The organism is Streptomyces sp. SLBN-8D4 (genome assembly GCF_049739545.1).
GTDB lineage: Bacteria > Actinomycetota > Actinomycetes > Streptomycetales > Streptomycetaceae > Streptomyces > Streptomyces canus_C.
Window position 1 is genome coordinate 3,003,959 of record NZ_JBMGQC010000001.1, and the last position, 24,178, is coordinate 3,028,136.

At 70.0% G+C, this 24,178-nt stretch carries 19 protein-coding genes, 5 tRNA genes and 1 pseudogene; 10 read left to right on the top strand and 15 right to left on the bottom strand.

The annotated features are described in order from the left end of the window. Positions 1 to 1,425: a 3-isopropylmalate dehydratase large subunit gene (leuC, locus tag RKD20_RS13110; protein WP_020121017.1), complete on the bottom strand. Its 1,425-nt coding sequence runs from the start codon at positions 1,423 to 1,425 to the stop codon at positions 1 to 3. 191 nt (positions 1,426 to 1,616) lie between these two features. On the opposite strand from leuC, the gene ndgR reads away from it, so the two are divergent. Continuing rightward, complete coding sequence (gene ndgR, locus RKD20_RS13115; RefSeq protein ID WP_007384919.1) at positions 1,617 to 2,333, top strand: IclR family transcriptional regulator NdgR; 717 nt, start codon at positions 1,617 to 1,619, stop codon at positions 2,331 to 2,333. A gap of 179 nt (positions 2,334 to 2,512) precedes the next feature. On the opposite strand, the gene RKD20_RS13120 is transcribed toward ndgR, so the two are convergent. The 10 genes from RKD20_RS13120 to RKD20_RS13165 form a co-directional block, all read right to left on the bottom strand. Next, positions 2,513 to 2,585: transfer RNA gene (locus tag RKD20_RS13120), tRNA-Glu, on the bottom strand. A 46-nt stretch (positions 2,586 to 2,631) separates the two neighbouring features. Beyond that, a tRNA-Gln gene (locus RKD20_RS13125) sits at positions 2,632 to 2,703 on the bottom strand. A 20-nt stretch (positions 2,704 to 2,723) separates the two neighbouring features. Continuing rightward, positions 2,724 to 2,796, bottom strand: a tRNA-Glu gene (locus RKD20_RS13130). 62 nt (positions 2,797 to 2,858) lie between these two features. Continuing rightward, positions 2,859 to 2,931, bottom strand: a tRNA-Glu gene (locus RKD20_RS13135). 40 nt (positions 2,932 to 2,971) lie between these two features. Further along, positions 2,972 to 3,043 (bottom strand) — tRNA-Gln (locus RKD20_RS13140). A 91-nt stretch (positions 3,044 to 3,134) separates the two neighbouring features. Further along, a complete protein-coding gene (locus tag RKD20_RS13145) occupies positions 3,135 to 3,869 on the bottom strand; it encodes an HAD family hydrolase (RefSeq protein ID WP_424877890.1) in 735 nt (244 codons plus the stop codon). A 50-nt stretch (positions 3,870 to 3,919) separates the two neighbouring features. Next, positions 3,920 to 4,582 carry a DUF4241 domain-containing protein gene (locus RKD20_RS13150; protein WP_424877891.1) on the bottom strand — a complete coding sequence of 221 codons (663 nt, stop codon included), beginning with the start codon at positions 4,580 to 4,582 and terminating at the stop codon, positions 3,920 to 3,922. Between the two features lie 121 nt (positions 4,583 to 4,703). Beyond that, a complete protein-coding gene (gene gltX / locus RKD20_RS13155) occupies positions 4,704 to 6,188 on the bottom strand; it encodes a glutamate--tRNA ligase (protein WP_424877892.1) in 1,485 nt (494 codons plus the stop codon). Next, positions 6,172 to 6,957: a fumarylacetoacetate hydrolase family protein gene (locus tag RKD20_RS13160; RefSeq protein WP_424877893.1), complete on the bottom strand. Its 786-nt coding sequence runs from the start codon at positions 6,955 to 6,957 to the stop codon at positions 6,172 to 6,174. Before RKD20_RS13160 ends, gltX begins: the two co-directional genes overlap by 17 nt. 136 nt (positions 6,958 to 7,093) lie before the next feature. Then, positions 7,094 to 7,276, bottom strand: a complete 183-nt coding sequence (locus tag RKD20_RS13165) for a hypothetical protein (RefSeq protein ID WP_007384915.1) — start codon at positions 7,274 to 7,276, stop codon at positions 7,094 to 7,096. A 565-nt stretch (positions 7,277 to 7,841) separates the two neighbouring features. On the opposite strand from RKD20_RS13165, the pseudogene RKD20_RS13170 reads away from it, so the two are divergent. The 8 genes and pseudogenes from RKD20_RS13170 to RKD20_RS13205 all read left to right on the top strand — a co-directional run bounded on the left by RKD20_RS13170 (position 7,842) and on the right by RKD20_RS13205 (position 18,551). Continuing rightward, positions 7,842 to 11,694 (top strand): annotated as a pseudogene (locus tag RKD20_RS13170) (nitrate- and nitrite sensing domain-containing protein). A 9-nt stretch (positions 11,695 to 11,703) separates the two neighbouring features. After that, positions 11,704 to 12,117, top strand: a complete 414-nt coding sequence (locus tag RKD20_RS13175; protein ID WP_003993189.1) for a roadblock/LC7 domain-containing protein — start codon at positions 11,704 to 11,706, stop codon at positions 12,115 to 12,117. Between the two features lie 110 nt (positions 12,118 to 12,227). Then, positions 12,228 to 12,626, top strand: coding sequence for a DUF742 domain-containing protein (locus RKD20_RS13180; RefSeq protein ID WP_003973454.1), 399 nt, complete (start codon positions 12,228 to 12,230; stop codon positions 12,624 to 12,626). Continuing rightward, positions 12,607 to 13,182 carry a GTP-binding protein gene (locus RKD20_RS13185; protein WP_007384912.1) on the top strand — a complete coding sequence of 192 codons (576 nt, stop codon included), beginning with the start codon at positions 12,607 to 12,609 and terminating at the stop codon, positions 13,180 to 13,182. Before RKD20_RS13180 ends, RKD20_RS13185 begins: the two co-directional genes overlap by 20 nt. Before the next feature lie 401 nt (positions 13,183 to 13,583). Then, entirely contained in the window at positions 13,584 to 16,883 is a 3,300-nt protein-coding gene (locus RKD20_RS13190) for a nitrate- and nitrite sensing domain-containing protein (RefSeq protein ID WP_424877894.1), read from the top strand. A 10-nt stretch (positions 16,884 to 16,893) separates the two neighbouring features. Then, a complete protein-coding gene (locus RKD20_RS13195) occupies positions 16,894 to 17,307 on the top strand; it encodes a roadblock/LC7 domain-containing protein (protein WP_007384910.1) in 414 nt (137 codons plus the stop codon). 100 nt (positions 17,308 to 17,407) lie between these two features. After that, a complete protein-coding gene (locus RKD20_RS13200) occupies positions 17,408 to 17,989 on the top strand; it encodes a DUF742 domain-containing protein (RefSeq protein ID WP_424877895.1) in 582 nt (193 codons plus the stop codon). Next, positions 17,970 to 18,551, top strand: a complete 582-nt coding sequence (locus RKD20_RS13205; RefSeq protein WP_009314218.1) for a GTP-binding protein — start codon at positions 17,970 to 17,972, stop codon at positions 18,549 to 18,551. Before RKD20_RS13200 ends, RKD20_RS13205 begins: the two co-directional genes overlap by 20 nt. A 183-nt stretch (positions 18,552 to 18,734) precedes the next feature. Here RKD20_RS13205 and RKD20_RS13210 read toward each other — a convergent pair whose 3' ends face one another. The 3 genes from RKD20_RS13210 to RKD20_RS13220 all read right to left on the bottom strand — a co-directional run bounded on the left by RKD20_RS13210 (position 18,735) and on the right by RKD20_RS13220 (position 23,055). Next, positions 18,735 to 18,926, bottom strand: a complete 192-nt coding sequence (locus RKD20_RS13210) for an acyl-CoA carboxylase subunit epsilon (protein ID WP_020121024.1) — start codon at positions 18,924 to 18,926, stop codon at positions 18,735 to 18,737. A 57-nt stretch (positions 18,927 to 18,983) separates the two neighbouring features. After that, positions 18,984 to 20,579: an acyl-CoA carboxylase subunit beta gene (locus RKD20_RS13215; RefSeq protein WP_424877896.1), complete on the bottom strand. Its 1,596-nt coding sequence runs from the start codon at positions 20,577 to 20,579 to the stop codon at positions 18,984 to 18,986. Positions 20,580 to 20,730: 151 nt separating this feature from the next. Continuing rightward, positions 20,731 to 23,055, bottom strand: coding sequence for a polysaccharide lyase 8 family protein (locus RKD20_RS13220; protein ID WP_424877897.1), 2,325 nt, complete (start codon positions 23,053 to 23,055; stop codon positions 20,731 to 20,733). A 135-nt stretch (positions 23,056 to 23,190) separates the two neighbouring features. Between RKD20_RS13220 and RKD20_RS13225 the strand changes: the two genes are divergently transcribed. Then, positions 23,191 to 23,745: a YceI family protein gene (locus RKD20_RS13225; RefSeq protein ID WP_020121027.1), complete on the top strand. Its 555-nt coding sequence runs from the start codon at positions 23,191 to 23,193 to the stop codon at positions 23,743 to 23,745. Between the two features lie 133 nt (positions 23,746 to 23,878). Here RKD20_RS13225 and RKD20_RS13230 read toward each other — a convergent pair whose 3' ends face one another. Next, positions 23,879 to 24,028, bottom strand: a complete 150-nt coding sequence (locus RKD20_RS13230; protein ID WP_424877898.1) for a hypothetical protein — start codon at positions 24,026 to 24,028, stop codon at positions 23,879 to 23,881. Positions 24,029 to 24,178: the final 150 nt, after the last annotated feature.

Here is a 24,178-nt window from a genome sequence, read left to right on the forward strand (position 1 = left end):
TCAGACTCCAGCGGCGGCAGGGGCGTCGGACAGGTCGGCGGGCGAAGCCAGGTGGCCGAGCACGGCGGTCGCGGCCGCGACCTGCGGCGACACCAGGTGGGTACGACCGCCCTTGCCCTGCCGGCCCTCGAAGTTGCGGTTGGAGGTGGACGCGGAGCGCTCACCGGGGGCCAGCTGGTCCGGGTTCATGCCCAGACACATCGAGCAGCCCGCGTGCCGCCATTCGGCGCCGGCCTCCTTGAAGACGACGTCCAGGCCCTCGGAGACGGCCTGCAGACCCACGCGCGCGGAGCCGGGGACGACCAGCATCCGTACGCCGTCGGCGACTTTGCGGCCCTTGACGAGCTCGGCGGCGGCGCGCAGGTCCTCGATGCGGCCGTTGGTGCACGAACCTACGAAGACGGTGTCCACCTTGATGGAGCCGAGCGGCTGGCCGGCCTCCAACCCCATGTACTCCAGGGCCTTTTCGGCGGCGAGGCGCTCCGAAGCGTCTTCGTACGAAGCAGGATCGGGGACGTTCGCCGAAAGCGGCGCACCCTGGCCCGGGTTGGTGCCCCAGGTGACGAACGGCGACAGTTCGGCGGCCTCGATGACGACCTCGGCGTCGAACTCGGCGTCCTCGTCCGTCTTCAAAGTCTTCCAGTACGCGACGGCCGCGTCCCAGTCCTCGCCCTTGGGCGCGTGCGGGCGGCCCTCGAGGTAGTCGAAGGTGGTCTGGTCGGGGGCGATCATGCCCGCGCGGGCACCGGCCTCGATCGACATGTTGCAGATGGTCATGCGGGCTTCCATCGACAGCTTCTCGATGGCGGAGCCGCGGTACTCCAGGACGTAGCCCTGGCCGCCGCCGGTGCCGATCCTGGCGATGATCGCCAGGATCAGGTCCTTGGCGGTGACGCCGTCGGGCAGTTCGCCGTTGACCGTGATGGCCATGGTCTTCGGGCGGACCAGCGGCAGCGTCTGGGTGGCCAGCACGTGCTCGACCTGGGAGGTGCCGATGCCGAAGGCCAGACCGCCGAAGGCACCGTGCGTGGAGGTGTGGGAGTCGCCGCAGACGACCGTCATACCGGGCTGGGTCAGGCCCAACTGCGGGCCGACGACGTGCACGACACCCTGCTCGACGTCGCCCAGCGGGTGCAGGCGCACCCCGAAGTCGGCGCAGTTCTTGCGCAGCGTCTCCAGCTGGATCCGGGAGACCGGGTCGGCGATCGGCTTGTCGATGTCGAGGGTCGGGGTGTTGTGGTCCTCGGTGGCGATGGTCAGGTCGAGCCGGCGCACCTGGCGACCGCTCTTGCGCAGACCGTCGAAGGCCTGCGGGCTGGTCACCTCGTGCAGCAGGTGCAGATCGATGAAGAGGAGGTCGGGCTCGCCCTCGGCGCGCCGGACGACATGGTCGTCCCAGACCTTCTCCGCGAGTGTCCTACCCATCGCTTTCCCTCCGGTCGGCCAAAGCCGCGCCGACCCAACTAGAAGATCTTGTGGAGGCGACGCCCATGGCCCCTGTTCCCGGGCACCCGCCGCCAGGCCCGTTGGTCTGCGGGCCGCTGTGCCTACAAGGGTTGCGCGTCTCACGAAAAAAGGAACTTGCGTTTCACAGAGTGAGACGTGAGTATCGTTTCATGGACAACAGTAGCGGCGTCGGCGTTCTGGACAAGGCAGCCCTTGTTCTGAGCGCTCTGGAGTCCGGACCCGCCACCCTCGCAGGACTGGTCGCGGCCACCGGACTGGCACGACCCACGGCCCACCGGCTCGCCGTGGCTCTGGAACACCACCGCATGGTGGCACGCGACATGCAGGGCCGGTTCATTCTGGGCCCGCGCCTTGCCGAGCTGGCCGCGGCCGCCGGCGAGGACCGCCTCCTCGCGACGGCCGGCCCGGTGCTCACGCATCTGCGGGACATCACCGGCGAGAGCGCGCAGCTCTACCGCCGCCAGGGCGACATGCGCATCTGCGTCGCCGCGGCGGAGCGCCTGTCGGGCCTCAGGGACACGGTCCCGGTCGGCTCGACGCTCACCATGAAGGCGGGTTCCTCGGCTCAGATCCTGATGGCCTGGGAGGAGCCGGAGCGCCTGCACCGCGGCCTCCAGGGCGCCCGCTTCACGGCGACGGCCCTGTCGGGCGTACGGCGTCGCGGCTGGGCCCAGTCCATCGGCGAGCGCGAGCCGGGCGTCGCGTCCGTCTCCGCCCCGGTGCGCGGCCCCTCCAACCGCGTGGTGGCCGCCGTCTCGGTCTCGGGCCCCATCGAGCGCCTGACCCGCCACCCCGGCCGCATGCACGCCCAGGCGGTCATCGACGCGGCGGCCCGCCTCTCCGAGGCACTGCGCCGTACCGGTTGAGGGCACCGGGATCGTCGTCACCCCGTTCGGAAAGGGACCGGCCTCAGCGCCGCGGCAGGTCCTGGACCAACGGGAGTCCAGAAGTCCTCGTGCTCAACGCACGGTTGATGCGATACGGCTTCGAGCAGACCCCGCACACGGCGAAAGCCCCCCACCGAAGTGGAGGGCCTTCCTCTATGTACCCCCGACCGGATTCGAACCGGCGCTACCGCCTTGAGAGGGCGGCGTGCTAGGCCGCTACACAACGGGGGCCCTAGCGATCCTGCATGCGTTTAATTTACAACGCCGCAGGTCCGAGCTGGTCTACCTGGACTCGAACCAAGAATGACGGTACCAGAAACCGTAGTGTTGCCAATTACACCATAGACCAATGCGATTTGATGAAACGCGTACCCCCGACCGGATTCGAACCGGCGCTACCGCCTTGAGAGGGCGGCGTGCTAGGCCGCTACACAACGGGGGCCCTAGCGATCCTGCATGAGAGTCAGCGGGTGCGACCCTGACTGACCCTCCGGGAAGGATCTGTACCCCCGACCGGATTCGAACCGGCGCTACTGCCTTGAGAGGGCAGCGTGCTAGGCCGCTACACAACGGGGGCTTCGCGGAGTTGATCTCCGCCTGCAGATGAGCTCTGCGAGCTGGCCTACCTGGACTCGAACCAAGACTAACTGAACCAGAATCAGTCGTGCTGCCAATTACACCATAGGCCACTGGAACGCAAGCCCCGGAGGGGATCTTGTTCTAGTTCGCTCCTCCGGTTCCCGGCCTTTCGGCCCGCTCCCCGGCGGCGCAGGAAGAACATTACCCGAAGGTGGACGGGGCTCCAAAACGGGTATCCGCGCCGAGGATCGCGGGGAGTTCGGCCAGCGAGGCGATGCGGCGCGGTCCTGCGGGCGTGGGGACCTGGGCGTGCACACCGCCGTCCCGGTCGATCCAGACCGACAGCAGTCCGGCCTCGGCGGCGCCCCGGCCGTCGATCTCCGGATGGTCGCCGACGTACGCCACCTGGTGCGGGGCCAGCTCCAGGGCCTCGCAGGCCGCGAGGAAGGCGCCCGCCTCGGGCTTGGAGACGCCCAGCTCGGCGGCGCACAGGATGACCTCGAAGCGATCGTGGACACCGAGGACGCGCAGTTTGTGGTCCTGGACGTGGATGCTGGAGTTGGACAGCACCGCGTGCCGGTGACTGGCGGCGAGGGCGTCCAGCGCGGGCAGGACGTCCGGGAAGAGGGCCCAGGCGGTCTCGTAGTGCGCGATGTACCGCTGGAACCAGGCGTCGGCCTCCGCGTCGGTCAGCTCCTGACGGAGGAACACCCGCACCCGGTCCCGCCGCTGCCCCTGGAAGTCGACCTCCCCCGCCGAGAACCGCGCCCACTGGGCGTCGGTGACCGCCCGCCACCGCGCGATGGCCTGCTCGACGCTCTCGTACGCCTCCAGCAGCCCCTCGGCCGCCAGATGCAGGCCCATTCCGATGCGGTCGGCCCTCGTGTAGTCGAAGAGGGTGTCGTCGACGTCCCACACCACGGCCCGAATGCTCATGATCCGACGGTAACGCGGACAGCGGGGGCCCGTCCGGTGATTGCGGTGCCTCAGGAGGGGTCGGGCGCGACGAAGAAGTCCGTGAGGAAGCAGGTGACCTCGCCGGTCGCGGACCGCCCGATCCAGGTGGGGTAGAAGCCGTCTCCCCAGCCGGAGGTGAAGGCGGCGAGGGTGCGCCCGGTGGAGGGGGACGTGACCAGGTGCGGGCCGCCCGACCAGTCGCTGTCCTCGAAGGCGTCCCACAGCGGGCCCTCGTCCTCCTGCGCCTCCGGGAAGGCCTCCTCCGCCGCCGCGTCGTAGAAGCAGCCGGTACCGGCGTCCACGCCGTAGCCGAAGAACTCGTCGTCCTTGAGCTCCGCGAGGTCCTGCTCGGGGCGCAGCGCCAACTCCCAGGTCGCGGTGGGCTCGTCGCGTATGACCAGGCGGGCGGCGGCCACCCTCAGGTGGGGCTTGCCGGCCGGGGGCTCGTCGGGCCGGCCGAGGGTCGCGACGGCCGCCTCCACGCGGTAGCGGCCCGGGGACACGGAGACCGTGAACGGCTCGATGTCCCCTGAACCGAGGTAGACGAAGGGGTCGCAGGCGACGACCTGTCCGGTGGGCAGGTCGAGCTCCCCGCCCTGGGCCACGTGGATCACCCCGGTGGTGCCGGACTCGAGGGCGAAGGTGCTGCCGGGCGTGAACAGCCAGGTGTAGTCGCGCGGGGACATCGGCATGGGGGCGCCTTTCCGGATCTTGTGCGGATGAGCCGGAACAGTAGTGCGCACCACTGACAGCGACGCGTGAGGGGCGGCACCCGGACCCCGGGTGCCGCCCCTCACCTCACGCGCGCGTGTCCTAGGCGGCCAGCTTCTCCAGCGCCGCGTCGATCCTCGCCAGCGTCGTCTCCTTGCCCAGGATCTCCAGGGACTCGAAGAGGGGCAGGCCGACCGTGCGGCCGGTGACGGCGACGCGGACCGGGGCCTGGGCCTTGCCGAGCTTGAGGCCGTGGGTCTCGCCGGCGGCCAGGACGGCCTCCTTCAGGGACTCCGGCGAGGTCCAGTCCGCCGACTCCAGCTTCTCGCGGGCCGTGCGCAGGAGGGCGTCCGAGCCCTCCTTCATCGCCTTCGTCCAGGAGGGCTCGTCGAAGACCGGCTCCGGGAGGAACAGGAAGTCGACGTTGTCGGTGATCTCCGAGAGGACCTTGACGCGCGTCTGCGCGTGCGGGGCGATGGCCTGCCACTTCGTCTCGTCGAAGTCCTCCGGGGACCACGGGGCGAAGGGCGCCTTCAGCCAGGGCGCACAGCGCTCCGTGAAGTCCTTCACGTCGAGCAGGCGGATGTGGTCGGCGTTGATCGCCTCGCACTTCTTCAGGTCGAAGCGGGCCGGGTTGGGGTTCACGTCCCCGATGTCGAAGGCCGCGATCAGCTCGTCGGTGGTGAAGATGTCCTTGTCCGCGGAGAGCGACCAGCCCAGCAGGGACAGGTAGTTGAGCAGGCCCTCGGGCAGGAAGCCGCGCTCCCGGTAGAGGTTGAGCGAGGCCTGCGGGTCGCGCTTGGAGAGCTTCTTGTTGCCCTCGCCCATCACGTACGGGAGGTGGCCGAAGGCGGGCACGGTCTTCGCGACGCCCAGCTCGATCAGCGCCTTGTACAGGGCGATCTGGCGCGGGGTGGAGGACAGCAGGTCCTCGCCGCGCAGGACGTGCGTGATCTCCATCAGGGCGTCGTCGACCGGGTTCACGAGCGTGTAGAGGGGCGCCCCGTTCGCTCGTACGATCCCGTAGTCCGGCACGTTCTCCGGGGTGAAGGTCAGCTCGCCGCGGACCAGGTCCGTGAAGGTGATCGTCTCGTCGGGCATGCGGAAGCGGACGATGGGCGTACGGCCCTGGGCCGTGTACTCCGCCACCTGCGCCTCGGTGAGGTCGCGGCAGTGGCCGTCGTAGCCCGAGGGCCTGCCGGCCGCGCGAGCCGCCTCGCGGCGGGTGTCCAGCTCCTCCTGGGAGCAGTAGCAGTGGTACGCGTGACCGGCGTCCAGGAGCTTCGCGGCGACGTCCTTGTAGAGGTCCATGCGCTGCGACTGGCGGTACGGCGCGTGCGGGCCGCCGACCTCGGGTCCCTCGTCCCAGTCGAAGCCCAGCCAGCGCATCGAGTCGAGCAGCTGGTCATAGGACTCCTCGGAGTCGCGGGCCGCGTCGGTGTCCTCGATGCGGAAGACGAGCGTGCCCTGGTGGTGCCGGGCGAAGGCCCAGTTGAACAGGGCGGTGCGGACCAGGCCCACATGGGGGTTACCGGTGGGTGAGGGGCAGAAACGTACGCGGACGGGTGCGCTAGCCACGCTTGACAACCTTGTTGGTGAGAGTGCCGATGCCTTCGATGGTGACGGCGACCTCGTCGCCGACGGTGAGCGGCCCGACGCCTGCCGGGGTGCCCGTGAGGATCACGTCGCCGGGGAGCAGCGTCATGGCCTCGGAGATGTTGACGATCAGATCCTCGATCGAGTGGATCATCTCGCTGGTGCGGCCGAGCTGGCGTTGTTCGCCGTTGACGGTGAGCTGGACCGTCAGGTCGGAGGCCGTCTCCAGGTCCAGGCCGGTCTCCACCCAGGGGCCCAACGGGCAGGAGGTGTCGAAGCCCTTGGCCCGCGCCCACTGCTTCTCGCGCTTCTGGACGTCCCGGGCGGTGACGTCGTTCGCGCAGGTGTAGCCGAAGATCACGTCCTTGACGCGCTCACGCGGCACCTCGCGGCACATACGGCCGATGACGACGGCCAGTTCCGCCTCGTGGTGGACATCCGCGGAGAAGGACGGGTACTGGATCTCGTCGCCGGAGCCGATCACCGAGGTGGAGGGCTTGAAGAAGGCGAACGGGACGTCCGGGACCTCGTTGCCCAGTTCCTTCGCGTGGTCGGCGTAGTTGCGGCCGTACGCCACGACCTTGTTGGGGAGCACCGGCGGCAGCAGCCTGACCTTGCTCAGCGGGACCTTCGTACCGGAGAGCTCGAAGTCCGCGAAGGGGATGCCCTTGATGATGTCGAGGACGAGCTCGTCCGGCCTGTCGCCCTCGACCGCGCCGAAGGCGACGTTCCCGTCGATGGAGAATCTGGCGATGCGCACGGGATCTGGGCGCCCCTCTACTCGGCCGGCTGGAGTCTGACGCTCCAGGCTAACGCGGGAAGGGGTGCCCCGAGGCTCCGGACCGCGCGCCGCCCGGACCACCTGCCGCGGGGGCGGTGATCCGGGCGCGCTACGGTTACTTCGCGGCGGAGACCGGGATCTCCATCAGGACCGTACGCCGGGGGTTGGCGGTCTGGGCGGGGAGGTCGAGCGGGTGCTCCGGCTGCTCCGGGATCTGCAGGGCGTCGGCGTCCTCGAGGTGCGCCAGCGTCGTGCGCCGCGGGTTGGCAATGTTGCGGAACATCATCGTCGTCTTCACGGTTGTACTCGACCTCGACAGTGGTGGGTTGGGCAGATGGGGCCTTCTTGTAAAGCGTCAGGCTAAACATGCAGTTCCCCTCCGAACTCGCGAAGACGCCGCGATCCGCATGTGAGTTTGCTCACTGAGCTATGGGCAAACTGGACAATTCCCAGCCTCAGCCCACCCCAACGAAACGGACATTGACACCCTGAAGCCATCATTCCGCTCCTGATCATGGCGACTGGGACACCCACCCCCGCGGGGAGACTCGCGGACCTATGTCCGATATCGACAAAAACGCTTTCCACACCCGGTGACCCGGTCCTCACGAGGTGTCACGTAGGTCACGGTCTGACCCTCGGACCTTGTTGGAGATCCTGCACTGTGCTGGAATTCCACGGACCGCCGCGGGATCGAGCCGGCGCACAGGGGGCGCTCAGAAGCGCCGAGCGGCGGTGAGAAGGGGGAGCCAGCGCCGGTCACTCACGATCACCCGGGGTGCGTATTCAGGGCGCTCCCCAAACGCCGACACCGTGCTCCGCCGTTCTGCGGAGGAGCGCCTGGTCCAGAGGTTGCGACGCTAGTGCAGGGACGTTTCAAGAGGGATGGCAGCGCTTCGGCCGAGCCGGAGCGGCACGGCGGGACTGGCCCCAATGTCGGCAGTTCCTCCCCCCAGCACGCCCAGAACCCGGGCCCGGGACCGTCGCCAGACGGTGCTTCCGGCACCGGGCGCCTCGGCACGTCGGCGTCCTCGGGCCCGGCGGCCACGCCGCCGGTGAAGCCACCGAAGGGCCCGAGCGGCCCCGGGTCCCGCATAGCCCTGCGCAACTGGCGCATCTCCACGCGTCTGGTGTCGCTGCTCGCGCTCCCCGTCGTGGCGGCCACCTCGCTGGGCGCGCTGCGCATCAACGACTCCATGGACGACATCCAGCAGCTCGACAACATGAAGCTGCTGACGGAGATGACCAAGCAGGCCACCGAGCTGGCCGCGGCCCTCCAGGATGAGCGCGACCAGTCGGCCGGACCGCTGGCGCACAACTCCACGGCGAGCAACATCACGGTCAAGGGCTACCGGGACAAGTCGGACCGGGCCGCGACCAACTTCATCAACGCCGCCGAGGACATCGACACCTCCAGCAAGGACGGCAACCTCCAGGGCGTCCGCGACAGCCTCGTCGGCCTGGTCCGCGACCTGGACACGCTCAGCAAGATCCGCAGCGACGCCTACGAGACCAAGGGCAACGCCACCCAGACGGTGGAGTCCTACCACCGCCTGATCACCCACCTGCTGGACCTCTCCCAGGACATGGCCGAGGCCACCAGCAACCCGGACATGATCCAGCGCACGCGCGCCCTGGCGGCCTTCTCCTCCGCCAAGGAGTACGCCTCCGTCCAGCGCGCGGTCCTCGCCGCGGCCCTGCCGGCCGACAACAAGACCCTCGGCAACCTCACCGAGAACGACCGGCTGTACGCCCAGGGCGCCCTCGAGAGCGAGGAGTCCGACCTCAACAGCTTCCGGAGCATCTACGGCGACGACGGCGCCGAGGAACTCCTCAAGCCCATCGAGGACGGCAGCTCCACGATCGAGGCCTCCGACCAGTACGCCGGCCGTGCCTTCGGCCGGCCGGAGGGCCTTGCCGACCTGGACCGGCGCTCCTACAAGGACTGGGTCGACGACAGCTCGACCAAGATCCAGCAGATGGGCAACATCGAGCACACGCTGCTCGAGGACATGGAGCAGAAGGCCCGCGAGCTGCGCAGCGCCACCGAGCGCGACGCGATCATCGCCGGTGCGCTGATCCTGCTCGTGCTCGGTGTCTCCCTGGTCGGCGCCTTCGTCGTCGCCCGGTCCATGATCCGCTCGCTGCGCCGCCTCCAGGAGACCGCCACCAAGGTCGCCCAGGACCGGCTGCCCGAGCTGGTCAAGCAGCTCTCCGAGTCCGACCCGCAGGACGTCGACACGTCCGTGGAGTCGGTCGGTGTGCACTCCCGGGACGAGATCGGCCGCGTGGCCGCGGCCTTCGACGACGTGCACCGCGAGGCGGTCCGCCTCGCCGCCGAGCAGGCCCTGCTGCGGGGCAACGTCAACGCGATGTTCACCAACCTCTCGCGCCGCTCCCAGGGCCTCATCCAGCGTCAGCTCTCGCTCATCTCCGAACTGGAGTCCCGCGAGGCCGACCCGGACCAGCTCTCCTCGCTCTTCAAGCTCGACCACCTCGCGACGCGTATGCGCCGTAACGGTGAGAACCTCCTCGTCCTCGCCGGTGAGGAGCCCGGCCGCCGCTGGACCCGTCCGGTCCCGCTGGTCGACGTGCTCCGCGCCGCCGCGTCCGAGGTGGAGCAGTACGAGCGCATCGAGCTGGCCGCCGTGCCGACCACCGAAGTGGCCGGCCGCGTGGTCAACGACCTCGTGCACCTGCTCGCCGAGCTGCTGGAGAACGCCACCTCGTTCTCCTCCCCGCAGACCAAGGTCAAGGTCACCGGTCACGCGCTGCCCGACGGCCGCGTCCTGATCGAGATCCACGACACCGGCATCGGCCTCTCCCCGGAGGACCTCGCCGCGATCAACGAGCGGCTCGCCTCGCCGCCCACCGTGGACGTCTCCGTCTCCCGCCGCATGGGTCTGTTCGTGGTCGGCCGGCTGTCCCAGCGCCACGGCATCCGCATCCAGCTGCGCCCCTCCGACTCCGGTGGTACGACCGCGCTGGTCATGCTGCCCGTCGATGTCGCCCAGGGCGGCAAGAAGCCCCAGGCCAAGCCCGGTCAGGGCGCGCCCGGTGCGCCCGCCGCCGCGCAGGCCGCCGCCGGTGTGGCCGCGGCCCGTCGGGGCGGCGGCAACGGCCAGGGCGGCGGTGCCCTCGGCGGTGCGCCCGGTGGCCCCGGCGGTGGCGCTCTCGGCGCCGGCGCCCCCTCGGGCGGACGGCTCAACGCCGGTCAGGGACCGCGGGCCGCGCTGCCCGGCAGTGGCCAGGGCGGTCGCCCCGGTGGGCCGGGCGGACAGCGTGGACCGCAGGGTCCGGGTACGCCTCCGCAGGGCCGGCCCGCTCCGGCAGGCGCCGGCGCCGGGTTCGGCGGCGGCCAGGCGCCGGGTGCCCCGCAGGGCCTCCAGGCCGCGGGCACGAGCGGTCCGGGCCAGGACGCCTTCACCGGTCAGGACGCTTTCGGCGGCGGCCAGGACGCCTTCGGCTCCCGGGGTCCCGTACCCCCGCAGTCGCAGGCCCCGAACGCGGGCCAGGCTCCCGAGCCCGGCGGTCGGCGCCGTCGGCCGCAGCTGCCGGGCCGCGGTGGTCCGCGGGCCGAGCTGCCGGGCGGGCAACCAGCAGCCCCGCACGCCGAGCTGGAGCGACGAGAACGCCCAGCCGCCGGTGCCGCGCGCCTCGCTCGACGTCCCGCGCGGGCACGACGAGCAGGACCCCGCGGCCACGTCGCGCATGCCGCGGATCGAGGACCACCAGGGCCCGGCGAGCACCTCCGAGTTCCCCCGCCCGGACTTCGACGCCCCGCAGAACACCGGCCAGTTCCCCCGGCCGGGTGCGAACGCCCCGCAGGGCGACTTCCCCCGTCCGGGTGCGGTCGGCCCGCAGAACACCGGCCAGTTCCCGCGGCCGGGCTCCAACAGCTCCCAGGACACGGGTGACTTCGTCCGCTCGGACGTCTTCGGCACTCCGTCCGGGCAGAACGGCGGCTCCCAGAACGGCGGCTCCCAGACCGGGCAGTTCGCGACGCCGCAGGCGTACGACCCCGGTTCGACGGGCCAGTTCGCGATGCCCGGCTACAACCCCGGCTCCACCGGGCAGCACTCCCTGCCGGGCCGTCAGGACCCCGCGAACACGGGCCAGTTCGAGCGCCCCCAGACCAACGGCGCCGACTTCGGTGCCCCACGGCCGCCCATGCCGCCGCGGCCCCAGCAGCGGCCGGTCCGCCAAGAGCCCGAGGCGCTGCCGCCCGCGGGTCCCGGTGACGGCCGTACGCCGCTGTACGACACGTTGGAGACCAACTGGTTCCACGGCAGCCAGCAGCAGGGACAGGGACAGCCGGCCAACGGCACCGACCCCTCCCCGGCTCAGGCGCCGCGGCAGCAGCAGGCTCCGGCGGCCCCACAGAGTTCTGCCGGCGCTCCGCAACGGCCCGCGGTCTCCGCGGCCTGGCGCAGTTCGCCCAACGACGACCTCGTCCGGCAGGCGGAGCGTGTCCGGCAGCCGGCCGCGGGCGGTGTCACCACCTCCGGTCTGCCGCGCCGGGTGCCCAGGGCGAACCTCGTCCCGGGTACGGCTCAGCAGCAACAGCACCAAAGCGGTCCGGCTGTCTCGCGTGCGCCTGACGACGTGCGCGGTCGGCTGACCAATCTCCGTCGGGGTATCGCGCAAGGTCGTCAGGTCGGCGGCAACGGCCAGACGGGCAGCTTCCCGAACCCCACTCACCAGCAGGAGCGTTAGTTGAGCCCGATGAGCCAGGCGGCACAGAACCTGAACTGGTTGATCACCAACTTCGTGGACAACACCCCAGGGGTGTCCCACACCGTCGTCGTGTCCGCCGACGGCCTTCTGCTGGCGATGTCCGAGGGCTTCCCGCGCGACCGTGCCGACCAGCTGGCGGCCGTCGCGTCGGGGCTGACCTCGCTCACGGCGGGCGCCTCGCGGATCTTCGAGGGCGGCAGCGTGGCCCAGACCGTCGTGGAGATGGAGCGGGGATTCCTCTTCCTCATGTCCGTCTCGGACGGTTCCTCGCTCGCGGTGCTCGCGCACCCGGAATGCGACATCGGCCTCGTCGGCTATGAGATGGCACTGCTCGTCGATCGCGCGGGGGCCGTCCTCACGCCCGATCTGCGAGCCGAGCTGCAAGGCAGTCTGCTCCACTGACCCCACCGGATCCACCCGTCTCACCAAATCACCGTCCGGCCGCCACAATCCCCCCACCGGCCTCACCAGACGGCTAGCCAGACCGACTTGCTGTCCCGCCCGGAGGATTCATGACCCCGCCCACCGCCTCTCATGATCCGTACGCGGAGCCGTACGAGGATGAGGGCGACCAGCCGCTGGTACGTCCGTACGCGATGACCGGCGGCCGGACCCGGCCGCGCTACCAGCTCGCCATCGAGGCCCTGATCAGCACCACGGCCGACCCGGCGGCACTGATGGGGCTCCTCCCCGAGCACCAGCGCATCTGCCACCTGTGCCGTGAGGTGAAGTCGGTCGCCGAGGTCTCGGCGCTGCTCGCCATGCCGCTCGGGGTGGCCAGGATCCTCGTCGCGGACCTCGCCGAGGCCGGCCTGGTGGCCATCCACCAGCCGGGCGGCGACGAGAACAACGGCGGCGCTCCCGATGTGACGCTGCTCGAAAGGGTGCTCAGTGGACTTCGCAAGCTCTGACGCGGGGCGGGCGACCACCTCCGCGAAGATCGTGGTGGCGGGTGGCTTCGGCGTGGGCAAGACCACGTTCGTCGGCGCCGTCTCCGAGATCAACCCGCTGCGCACGGAGGCCGTCATGACGTCCGCGAGCGCGGGCATCGACGACCTCACCCACACCGGGGACAAGACGACCACCACGGTCGCCATGGACTTCGGCCGCATCACGCTCGACCAGGACCTGATCCTGTACCTCTTCGGTACGCCGGGCCAGGACCGCTTCTGGTTCATGTGGGACGACCTGGTCCGCGGCGCCATCGGCGCGGTCGTCCTGGTCGACACCCGGCGTCTGGCCGACTGCTTCCCCGCGGTCGACTACTTCGAGAACAGCGGTCTGCCCTTCGTCGTGGCCCTCAACGGCTTCGACGGGCATCAGCCGTACGCCCCCGAGGAGGTGCGCGAGGCCCTGCAGATCGGGCCGGACGCGCCGATCATCACCACGGACGCCCGGCACCGCTCGGACGCCAAGAGTGCCCTGATCACCCTGGTGGAGCATGCCCTCATGGCGCGTCTGCGGTAACGCCCCCAGGGCGTGTCGACCCGCTGCAAATCAACAGCGCCATACGGCAGTTGTCGTAGATGTCCCGGAGCCGGCTGTGGTCTTAGACACGGTCGGCCCCGGCGTTCATAACGTTTCGGCAGAGGAATCGGGTGGTACGGCCACGCGTGGTTGCCAACCGGTCTCGCTGCGCTCACAACGGCCCCGCCATTTGGCGGGGCTCGTTCTTTATGACCGTTTTATCTGGGGCTTACATCACTCGGAATCCCCGCGTACCACTGTTTGGAGGTGCGCAGGCCGTCGTGCTGGAATGCCTGAACTGCCCAATAGTCAAAGACGTACTCACTAGTCGATGACGTACTGGGCTCTGAGAGACTGCGGCACAACGTAGGTGCCGACCCCTCCGAGAGGTTGTTGGTCGAGTGAGGCGAAGCAAGAACGGTCCCGAGCCGTCGGCCCGGGGCAACTTCACCCCGCCGCCGCGCGGAGCGGCGCCCGCCCCTGTGTCCGGTCCGGAACCGACGGCCGCGCCGCCGTCCAGCGGCGGCCGGTTCTCCCCGCGCAACTGGCGGGTGCCCACCCGGCTGAACGCGATCCTGCTCATACCCGTGATCGTCGGCCTCGTCATGGGCGGCTTCCAGGTCAAGAGCTCGATCGACACCTGGCGTGAGGCCCAGGACGCGGAGCACACCGCACGCCTCGTGCGCGCCTCCCTCAGCTACGCCGACGCCCTCTACAACGAGCGCGACAGCAGTGCCGCCCCGTTGCTGAGCGGCGAGGGCCAGGACAACGCCACGGTCGTCGCCGCCCGCAAGAAGACGGACCAGGCCGCCGACGCCTTCGACGAGGCCGCCCAGAACATGCCGCAGAAGGCGGGCCTGGAGCGCCGCCTCAAGCTGTTCCGGGACGGCGAGGGAGCGCTCCAGACGCTCCGCGCGGGCGCCTACACCTCCTCCAAGCTCACCGGTGTGAAGACCGAGGAGGGTTACACCCAGGTCGCGCACCCGCTGACGGAGTTCGCCAACGAGCTCGGCCTCGGCACCGGCAACATCACCAGCTACGGCCGTACGGTCTACGCCATCGAGCTCACCAAGGCGGCCCTGTCGCTGCAGCGCTCCATCGGCATGCACCTGCTGATCAAGCCCGGCCCGGGGCTGAGCAGCTTCGCCAGCCAGAAGGTCGCCCTCTCCTCGTACGCGTACCTGGAGGGCATCGCCGTCGAGGAGTACATCGGCGGTGGCACCGAGGCCGACGCGGCGAAGCTCGACACCGCGAAGAAGCAGATCCAGACGGAGGGCGCGGCGCTGGCCAAGGAGGCCGCCGCCAAGAACCCGAACTACGTCCCGCCGCCGTCCAACCCCGTGGACATGGTCTCCGGCATCGCCCAGCTGCCGTCGATGGACGAGAGCGCCCGTCAGGCCCTCGGCAAGGACGGCATCACCGCCGAGAACTGGTGGGCGGTCAACACCCTCAAGTACAACGCCTACCGCCAGATCGAGACCGACCTGGCCGACACCGCGGTGAACGAGGCCGCGAGCATCGCCGACAACGCCAAGCGTGACGCGTTCATCGTGGGTGCCGCCGTCGTGGTGGCCCTGCTCCTCGCGTTCATCCTGGCCGGCGCCGTCGCCCGGCAGATGTCCCGCGCGATGCGCCAGCTGCGCAACGCCGCCTTCGGCATCGCCGAGCAGCGTCTGCCGATGCTGGTCGACCAGCTCTCGCGCACCGACCCCGGCCGGGTCGACACCCGGGTCGCCCCGATCCCGATCACCACCAAGGACGAGATCGGCGAGGTCGCCCGCGCCTTCGACCAGGTCCACCGCGAGGCCGTACGACTCGCCTCCGAGCAGGCCCTGCTGCGGGGCAACATCAACGCGATCTTCACCAACCTGTCCCGGCGCAACCAGTCGCTGATCGAGGGCCAGCTGACCCTGATCACCGACCTGGAGAACAACGAGGCCGACCCGGACCAGCTGGAGAACCTCTTCCGCCTGGACCACCTCGCGACCCGTATGCGCCGCAACGGCGAGAACCTCCTGGTCCTCGCCGGCGAGGAGCCCGGCCGCCGCTGGGACCAGCCGGTCCCGCTGGTCGACGTGCTGCGCGCCGCCTCCTCCGAGGTGGAGCAGTACGAGCGCGTCGAGCTGTCCGGCGTCCCGGAGGCCGAGATCCACGGCCGCGCGGTCACCGACCTCGTGCACCTGCTGGCCGAGCTCCTGGAGAACGCCACCACGTTCTCCTCGCCGCAGACCAAGGTCCGCGTCACCGCGACCCGGCTGCCCGACGGCCGCATCATGATCGAGATCCACGACAAGGGCATCGGCCTGACCGCCGAGGACTTCGCGGACATCAACCACAAGCTGGCCAACCCGCCGACCGTGGACGCCGCGATCTCCCAGCGCATGGGCCTGTTCGTGGTCGGCCGGCTGTCCGACCGGCACGGCATCCGCGTCCAGCTGCGCCCCTCGGGCGAGCAGGCCGGCACCACCTCGCTGGTCATGCTGCCCGACGCGATCACCCATGGTGGTGGCGGCGAGCACCAGCCGGCCGGCGACGAGTTCACCGTCTCGCAGATCATGCCGGAGCAGCAGCAGTACCAGGGCGAGGACTTCAACAACGGTCTGCCCATGCGTACGGCCGCGGAACTCGGCTTCGACGACAGCCGCTACTCCGAGGTCCCGGACGACATACGCGAGCTGGACCCGGTCGGCCGCTCCCTGATGCGCGAGGAGCGCCGCGCGGCCCTGGAGTCCCAGAACCAGGACCAGCCGGCCGCCCTGCAGGGTCCGGACTCGTCGTACGGCGACGCCTTCGACACCTCCCACAGCGCGCAGCAGACCGGCTACGACAACAACAGGGGCGGCTACCCCGAGCAGCAGCAGCCGGCCTCGTACGACCAGCAGACGTCGTACGAGGAGGCGCAGCAGGCGCCGTACGAGGAGCAGCGGCAGACGGCGTACGAGGAGCCGAACCGTCAGGCGTACGAAGAGCCGTACCACGCGCAGAACGGCGGCCTGCCGCAGAACGACACCTTCTCCTCCGGCGGCGGCTACCCGGAGCCCTCTTATGCGGAGCCGGTCCAGGAGGAGCCCGCGGCGGTGCACGCCGCCGCCCCGGAGACCTTCTCGGGCTTCGAGGAGCGCCGCTACCAGGACGACTGGCCGCAGCAGGACGGTTACCGCAACGGCTACCCGGACCAGTACGCTCCGGAAACGGAATCCGTGCAGGCCGCTGACGTGAGTGAGCGTGACCGCGTAGGCTTCGACCGTCCGGGGCCGGCCCCCGCCTCCGTGGGTCACCAGCTGACCGACGCCGGGCTCCCCCGCCGTGGCTCCACCGGGAGCGGCGCTAACGGCTCAAACGGCTCGAACGGCACGCGGAACGCGAACCAGGAGCCGCCGGCCTCGGCGCCGGAGGGCAACGGCGGCGACGTCTGGCAATCGGCCAACGACGCGCGGTGGCAGCAGGCCTCCCAGCTCCGGAAGCCCAAGGCGGGCGGGGTCACCTCCTCCGGTCTGCCACGGCGGGTACCCAAGGCCAACCTGATCGAGGGAGCCGCCGAAGCCACTAACCAGGGAGGCCCACAGGTCTCCCGTGCCCCCGAGGACGTCCGGGGCAGGCTGAGCAACCTGCGCCGCGGTGTCCAGCGGGGCCGCAACGCAGGCAGTGAAACGAACGGCCAGGGCTTCGGTCCTGACAGCACCTACAACCAGGAGCGTTAGTGTGAGCCCGATGAGCCAGGCGGCGCAGAACCTGAACTGGTTGATCACCAACTTCGTGGACAACACCCCGGGGGTGTCCCACACGGTGGTGGTCTCCGCCGACGGACTCCTTCTGGCGATGTCCGAAGGCTTTCCGCGCGACCGAGCCGACCAGCTTGCGGCCGTCGCCTCCGGTCTGACCTCGCTGACCGCGGGTGCCTCGCGCATCTTCGAGGGCGGCGCGGTGAACCAGACCGTTGTGGAGATGGAGCGGGGATTCCTCTTCATCATGTCCGTATCCGACGGTTCGTCCCTCGCGGTTCTTGCACATCCGGAGGCGGACATCGGTCTCATCGGGTACGAGATGGCTCTTCTGGTGGACCGTGCCGGTTCGGTCCTGACGCCCGATCTGCGTGCAGAGCTCCAGGGCAGCCTGCTCAACTGACAGACAGACGGTGCGTTTTGGCGTCCCGGGGCCGTAAGGTTTCGGGACGCGGCTCCACACAGCGTGACGGGTGCCCGGCACAGTCGGAGGAGGAGAGAAAGTGGCAACACCCCCAGGTGGTTCATCTGGCAATTGGTCGTACGGTCCTGGCCAGGGCCAGAACGACGGTTCCCAGAACCCGAACCACTACAACTTCCCCTCCGCACCGAGCCATCGGCGCCAGCAGCCGTACGCGCCCCAGGGCCCCGGCCCGTCGCCGTACGACCAGCCGCCGGCCCCGCGCATCCAGCCCGTGCAGCCGCAGCGACGCTCCCCTGAGCCTTCCCCCGCGGGAGGCGCCAGCAACCCCCTGGTGCGCCCGTACGCCATGACCGGCGGCCGTACCAGGCCGCGGTACCAGCTCGCCATCGAGGCGCTGGTGCACACCACCGCGCAGCCGCACCAGATGCAGGGCCAGTTGCCCGAGCATCAGCGGATCTGCAACCTCTGCCGGGAAATCAAGTCGGTGGCGGAAATCTCCGCGCTCCTGACGATCCCTCTCGGCGTGGCCAGGATCCTCGTCGCCGACTTGGCGGAGGCGGGCCTGGTCGCCATCCATCAGCCCGGCGGCGACGAGAACGCCGGCGGCCAGCCAGACGTGACACTGCTCGAAAGGGTGCTCAGTGGACTTCGCAAGCTCTAGCGGCGGTCCTTCCCGCTCCACCACCTCGGCGAAGATCGTGGTGGCGGGTGGCTTCGGCGTGGGCAAGACCACGTTCGTCGGGGCCGTTTCGGAGATCAACCCGCTGCGCACAGAGGCCGTGATGACGTCCGCGTCGGCCGGCATCGACGACCTCACCCACACCGGGGACAAGACGACCACCACGGTCGCCATGGACTTCGGCCGCATCACCCTGGACCAGGACCTGATCCTGTACCTCTTCGGTACGCCGGGCCAGGACCGCTTCTGGTTCATGTGGGACGACCTGGTCCGCGGCGCCATCGGCGCGATCGTCCTCGTGGACACGAGGCGCCTCGCCGACTGCTTCCCGGCCGTCGACTACTTCGAGAACTCCGGGCTTCCCTTTGTGATCGCCCTCAACGGGTTCGACGGCCAGCAGCCGTACAACCCGGACGAGGTCCGGGAAGCGCTGCAGATCGGTCCTGACACTCCGATCATCACGACGGACGCGCGGCACCGGGCGGATGCGAAGTCGGCTCTTATCACCTTGGTCGAGCACGCTCTTATGGCTCGGCTGCGATAGGTACGTGGTTCTTGCGGCTACTGGGCTGCCACGGACGGTTGTGTGCCGTCTGCGGCAGCCCGGTGGCTTGTCGTGCCCACGCGGCGGAGCCGCAGATCGACACAGCCCCGCGCCCCTAAAGACAAAAACGCCTGAGGGCCCCTCTCTTTCGAGAGGGGCCCTCAGGCGTCGTACAGGGAGGGCTCAGTGCCAGCTGTGCGGGGCGCGGAAGCCGCCCTCGCGCTCCAGGCGGCGCCAGCCGGCCTTGGGGCGGCCTCGGTGGGCCGGGGTCTCGGAGGGCTGAGCCGCCGCGCGAGCCAGCAGGATCGCCGTGATGGCGGCGACTTCCTCGGGCTCGGCGTGGCCCTTCTCGACGCGGATGTCAGGGGTGCTCATAGGTCACAGTCTCCGTGAGAGAGGTTTCCGCGAGGGTGTCGCGGAGGGTCCGCGGGGTTACTGCGGAGGGTTGCCGTGCTTACGGGAGGGCAGGTCGGCGTGCTTCGACTGGAGCATCGCCAGGGACCGGATCAGGACCTCGCGGGTTTCCGCCGGGTCGATCACGTCGTCCACGAGGCCACGCTCCGCCGCGTAGTACGGGTGCATGAGCTCGGACTTGTACTCCTTGACCATGCGGGCCCGCATGGCCTCGGGGTCCTCGGCCTCGGCGATCTGGCGCCGGAAGATGACGTTGGCGGCACCTTCGGCACCCATCACCGCGATCTCGTTCGTCGGCCAGGCGTAGGTGAGGTCCGCGCCGATGGACTGGCTGTCCATGACGATGTAGGCCCCGCCGTACGCCTTGCGCAGGATCAGGGAGATCCTCGGCACGGTGGCGTTGCAGTACGCGTACAGCAGCTTGGCGCCGTGGCGGATGATTCCGCCGTGCTCCTGGTCGACACCCGGAAGGAACCCGGGGACGTCCAGGAAAGTGACGATCGGGATGTTAAAAGCGTCACACATCTGGACAAAGCGTGCAGCTTTTTCCGATGCCTCGATGTCCAGGACACCGGCGAGCGAGGAGGGCTGGTTGGCCACGATGCCGACGACCTGCCCGTCGAGGCGGGCCAGCGCGCAGATGATGTTGCGGGCCCAGCGCTCGTGGACCTCCAGGTAGTCGCCGTCGTCGACGATCTCCTCGATGACCTTGGTCATGTCGTACGGCCGGTTGCCGTCCGCCGGGACCAGGTCCAGGAGCACGTCGCCGCGCCGGTCGGCCGCGTCGGAGGACTCCACCCGCGGCGGGTTCTCCCGGTTGTTCTGCGGGAGCATCGACAGCAGGTAGCGCACCTCGGCGAGGCACGTCTCCTCGTCGTCGTAGGCGAAGTGGCAGACACCGGACGTCTCGGCGTGCACGTCGGCGCCGCCGAGGCCGTTCTGGGTGATCTCCTCGCCCGTCACCGCCTTCACGACGTCCGGACCCGTGATGAACATCTGGGACGTCTCGCGGACCATGAAGACGAAGTCGGTGAGGGCGGGGCTGTAGGCCGCGCCGCCGGCGCAGGGGCCGAGCATCACCGAGATCTGCGGGATGACGCCGGACGCCTTGGTGTTGCGCTGGAAGATGCCGCCGTAGCCCGCGAGGGCACTCACACCCTCCTGGATACGGGCGCCCGCGCCGTCGTTCAGCGACACCAGGGGCGCTCCGGCCGCGATGGCCATGTCCATGATCTTGTGGATCTTCGTGGCGTGGGCCTCGCCCAGCGCGCCGCCGAAGATGCGGAAGTCGTGGGCGTAGACGAAGACCGTACGGCCCTCCACCGTGCCCCAGCCGGTGATGACACCGTCGGTGTACGGCTTCTTGCCCTCCAGGCCGAACCCTGTCGCCCGGTGCCGGCGAAGCTGCTCGACCTCCTGGAAGGAGCCGGCGTCGAGGAGCAGCTCGATGCGCTCCCGTGCGGTCAGCTTGCCCTTGGCGTGCTGCGCCTCGGTCGCCTTCTCGCTGGGGCCGGCCAGGGCCGCCGCACGGATCACGTGCAGCTCGGCCACCCGCCCGCGCGCGTCCGTCGGCTCGCCCGTCGACTCACTCGGCGCCTCATCCAAAACGGTCATGTAGTGACCTTACGAAGACCCGCGAGGAAAGCGAGCCGTCGACTCCTCACAGTCTCCGGCCCGTTTTCCTGGTGCGACCGAACAGAACCCTGGAAGCATGCAGGCGTTCTAACTGCTCAGAGGGCCTGACGCTTGTAGGGGTCGAACAAAGTCAGGGCGTGAGAGCCACCTCACATTCGTGTGCGGCGCATACCGTCCCCGGAGTGACACGCAGGTGCAGCAGGCGGCCGGTGGCAAGCACCTCGACCGTTTCGTCGGCCCGTACGACCGAGCGCACGGGCCGGTTCCAGACGATCTCCAGCGGTTCGCCCGAACGGGGTGGTTCGCCGACGCAGAGGGTAGCGGTACGGCCGCTGCGCCGGACCAGCACGCTCGCCCCCGCCGACGCGGTGAGCGGGCCCGCGGTGCCGGCCCGCCAGAAGTTCGCGGCGGTCAGGCCCAGGCGGTCGACGCGGACCGCCTGGCACGCGCTGTCGTTGGCGAGGACCGACAGCCAGTGACGGTCGGCGGCGCGGGCGGCCACGGTGCGGCGGTCGGCCCCGGGCATCAGGACATAGGCGTACGAGGCGTCCACCGGGTCGGTGCCGTGGTCGAGCCAGAGGGTCTGCCAGCGCCGGGTGCGCCGTTCGGTCGTACTGGAGGTGTTGATGTCGGACCAGGCGCCGGTGCGGTCCTCGCGGAGGGCCCGCAGCCCGTCGGGGACGAGCCAGCCTCCGTGTCCCTCCAGATGGGCCCAGCCCCGCCCCCGTGCGAAGGACTGCGTGCCGCCCTCCCCCAGGTTGCGGTTGTCGACGACCGTCTCGACCGGGACGCCGTCGGCGCAGGTGATGCCCGCGCCGAGGCAGATCACCGCGTCCGCGACGCAGAACCACGACTTGCGGGCCTCCAGCGTCGACCCGAGCCCCTTCAGGTGCTGGCCGATCGCCGCGTACTCGCCGTCGGTCGTGCCGCCGACCCAGCGGACGTCCGGCTTGGGCTCGCCCCACTCGCCGCCGGCCCGGTCGGGGAGGCGTTTGGTGGAGACGGTCGTGCCGGGAAGGCGGTACCAGTCGACGGTGGGCCAGTACCAGTCGGTGTACGGGCCCGAGTCGGCGGCCCACCAGGAGAGCATTCCGGCGCCGGTGTGCCAGCCGCGCGGGTTCTCGCCGTTGCCGCATTCGTAGGCGGCGATCCGGTCGCCGGCCATCGCGATGCTCGCGACGAATCCGGGGCGGCGGTGGACGGCTCGGTCCATGGCGGCGAAGAGCGTGTGCCCGACGGGTTCGGGTGCGGCCGGGACGGGGGACGCGGCCACCGCGTGCAGCCGGGCGAGGTCGGCGACCCCGAACTGGCGGGCCGTCAGGATCGGGGTGACGGTGTCCCGTTCGATCCAGCCCTTCACCAGGCCGTGCCAGCGTGTGCGCTCCTGCTCGCTCGCCCCGCCCGCGAGCAGTGCGATGGCGGCGATGATCCCCTGGCCGTGGAAGTGGTCGCCGCGCATGACATGGCGGTCGTCGCTCTTGAGGTAACCGCGGCTGATGGCACGGCCGTTGACGCTGTCCATCACCAGTCCGTCGTGGATCAGCGGGGCGTAGGCACGCTCGACGCTGTCGAGGACGGTCTGCCGGTTCGGGTCGGTCACCTGCCACTCGGAGCCGGCGAGCAGGGCGAAGAGGCGGCCGAGACCGTCGAGCATGACCTGGCCGTAGGTGCCGGAGTAGGCGACCCAGGTGTGCTGGACGAAGGAGCCGTCGGCGTAGAGGCCGTCTCCCTTCGTGACGTACGGGAAGACCGGCGAGAGGGCGTCGCGGGCGAGGGCGATCCGGTCGGGGGCCCTGCCGAGGATGCCGCGCAGGGCGACGGAGCGGCACAGGTCGACGCGGTTGGCGCCGGTGGAGGTGCCGGAGTAGTCGGTGAGCATCGCGTCGGGGATGAAGTGGTCGACGGCGGCGCAGGCAGCTCCTTTTTGTGTCTCCGTGAGGTGGTCGTGGAGGGCGGCCACGATGTCCATGAGGAGGCGGGGGCTGCCGATCTGCCATTCCCACCAGTTGCCGTAGCGGGTGGTGGAGGGGTTGTAGACGGTCGCGGAGAGGTGGTCGAGGCCGCGGAGGACGTCCGCGAGGAGGCTCTCGTCGCCGGTCGAACCGGTGCCCTGCTGGATGTAGGCCTGGGTCATGGTCCACAGGCGGCTGTAGCTCTGGGTGATGCCGGCCGGGGGGTCGTAGGGGAGGCCGGCCCACAGGGAGGTACGGGTCGGGGCCATGGCGGCGCGGAAGCCTCGGGCGAGTTCGCCCGTCTCGGCGAGGCGGGAGGCGTACGGCTGCGCCGCCGGGTCGTAGCCGGTGCCGAGGGCGATGTCGAGCCAGCGTCGGCGGAGGGTGTCGTAGGGGTCGGCCGCGCCGGCACGGGCGGGCGGGGCGGCGGCGGCCAGGAGCGCCGCCGCGAGTAAGACGACCCTTCGGGTGGGTCGCAGGGGGGCTCTGCGCTGTGGGTTCATACCGGGGCATCTACCACCGCGGGGCGGGCACGCCAACACTTCTCCGGATGATGTTGAAAGGTGCGCGGAATAGGTCTACGGTCCTCCGTGTTGAGTGGTTCAAGATTCAACATCCTCACTTCAAGGAGTTCCGTCATGGCGAACACCGACCTGACCGCACTGACCGGCGACTACACGATCGACGCCTCGCACTCCACGATCGGCTTCACCGTCCGTCACGCCATGGTCACCAACGTCAAGGGCAAGTTCGACGAGTTCAGCGGCTCGCTGCACCTGGACGGCAGCAACCCGTCCGCGTCGACGGCCTCCATCGACGTCAAGATGGACAGCATCGACACCGGGTCGGCGGACCGGGACGGGCACCTCAAGAGCGCGGACTTCTTCAAGACCGACGAGTTCCCGACCATGACCTTCCGCTCCACCAAGGCGGAGGCGCTGGGCGACGAGGACTACCGCATCACCGGCGACCTGACGATCCTCGGCACCACCAAGCCGCTCACCATCGACCTCGAGTTCAACGGCGCCGCGAAGGACCCCTTCGGCAACGAGCGCGTGGGCTTCGAGGGCAAGGCCGAGATCAAGCGCTCCGAGTGGGGCCTGACCTGGAACGCGGCCCTGGAGACGGGTGGCGTCCTGGTCTCCGACAAGATCAAGCTGCACTTCGACATCTCCGCGATCAAGAACGCGTGACCCGGTCGCCGCGGATCAGCAGGTGCGCCGGTAGGGGAGATCCGGAAGACACGTCTTCCGGACGGACTCGGAAAGACCCGAACCGGCGCGCTCGCAGACCTCGGTGATCAGACGGTGTCGTCTTCGTCGGCGCTCATGCCGCCGGTTCGCTGACCGACGGCTTCGGGGCGCTGCCGGCCATCCGGGTGGTGGGAGCGCTCGCCAACGCCGGTTTCCTCGCCGTCCCGTTGGCGACCGCCAGGGCCATGGTCGCGCCGGACGCCAAGGGGCGGGCGAGGTCCATGCCGCTGGGCGGTGGCCGCGGTGTCCGTGCCGGCGCTGGTGGCGGTGGCCCGCTCGGTTCCGGCCGGAACCGCCGCGCTGGTGCTGCTGGGCGGTCTGGTGAACGGCGCGACCTTCTGCACCTTCACCTGTCGCGCGCCCCTCGTCACCG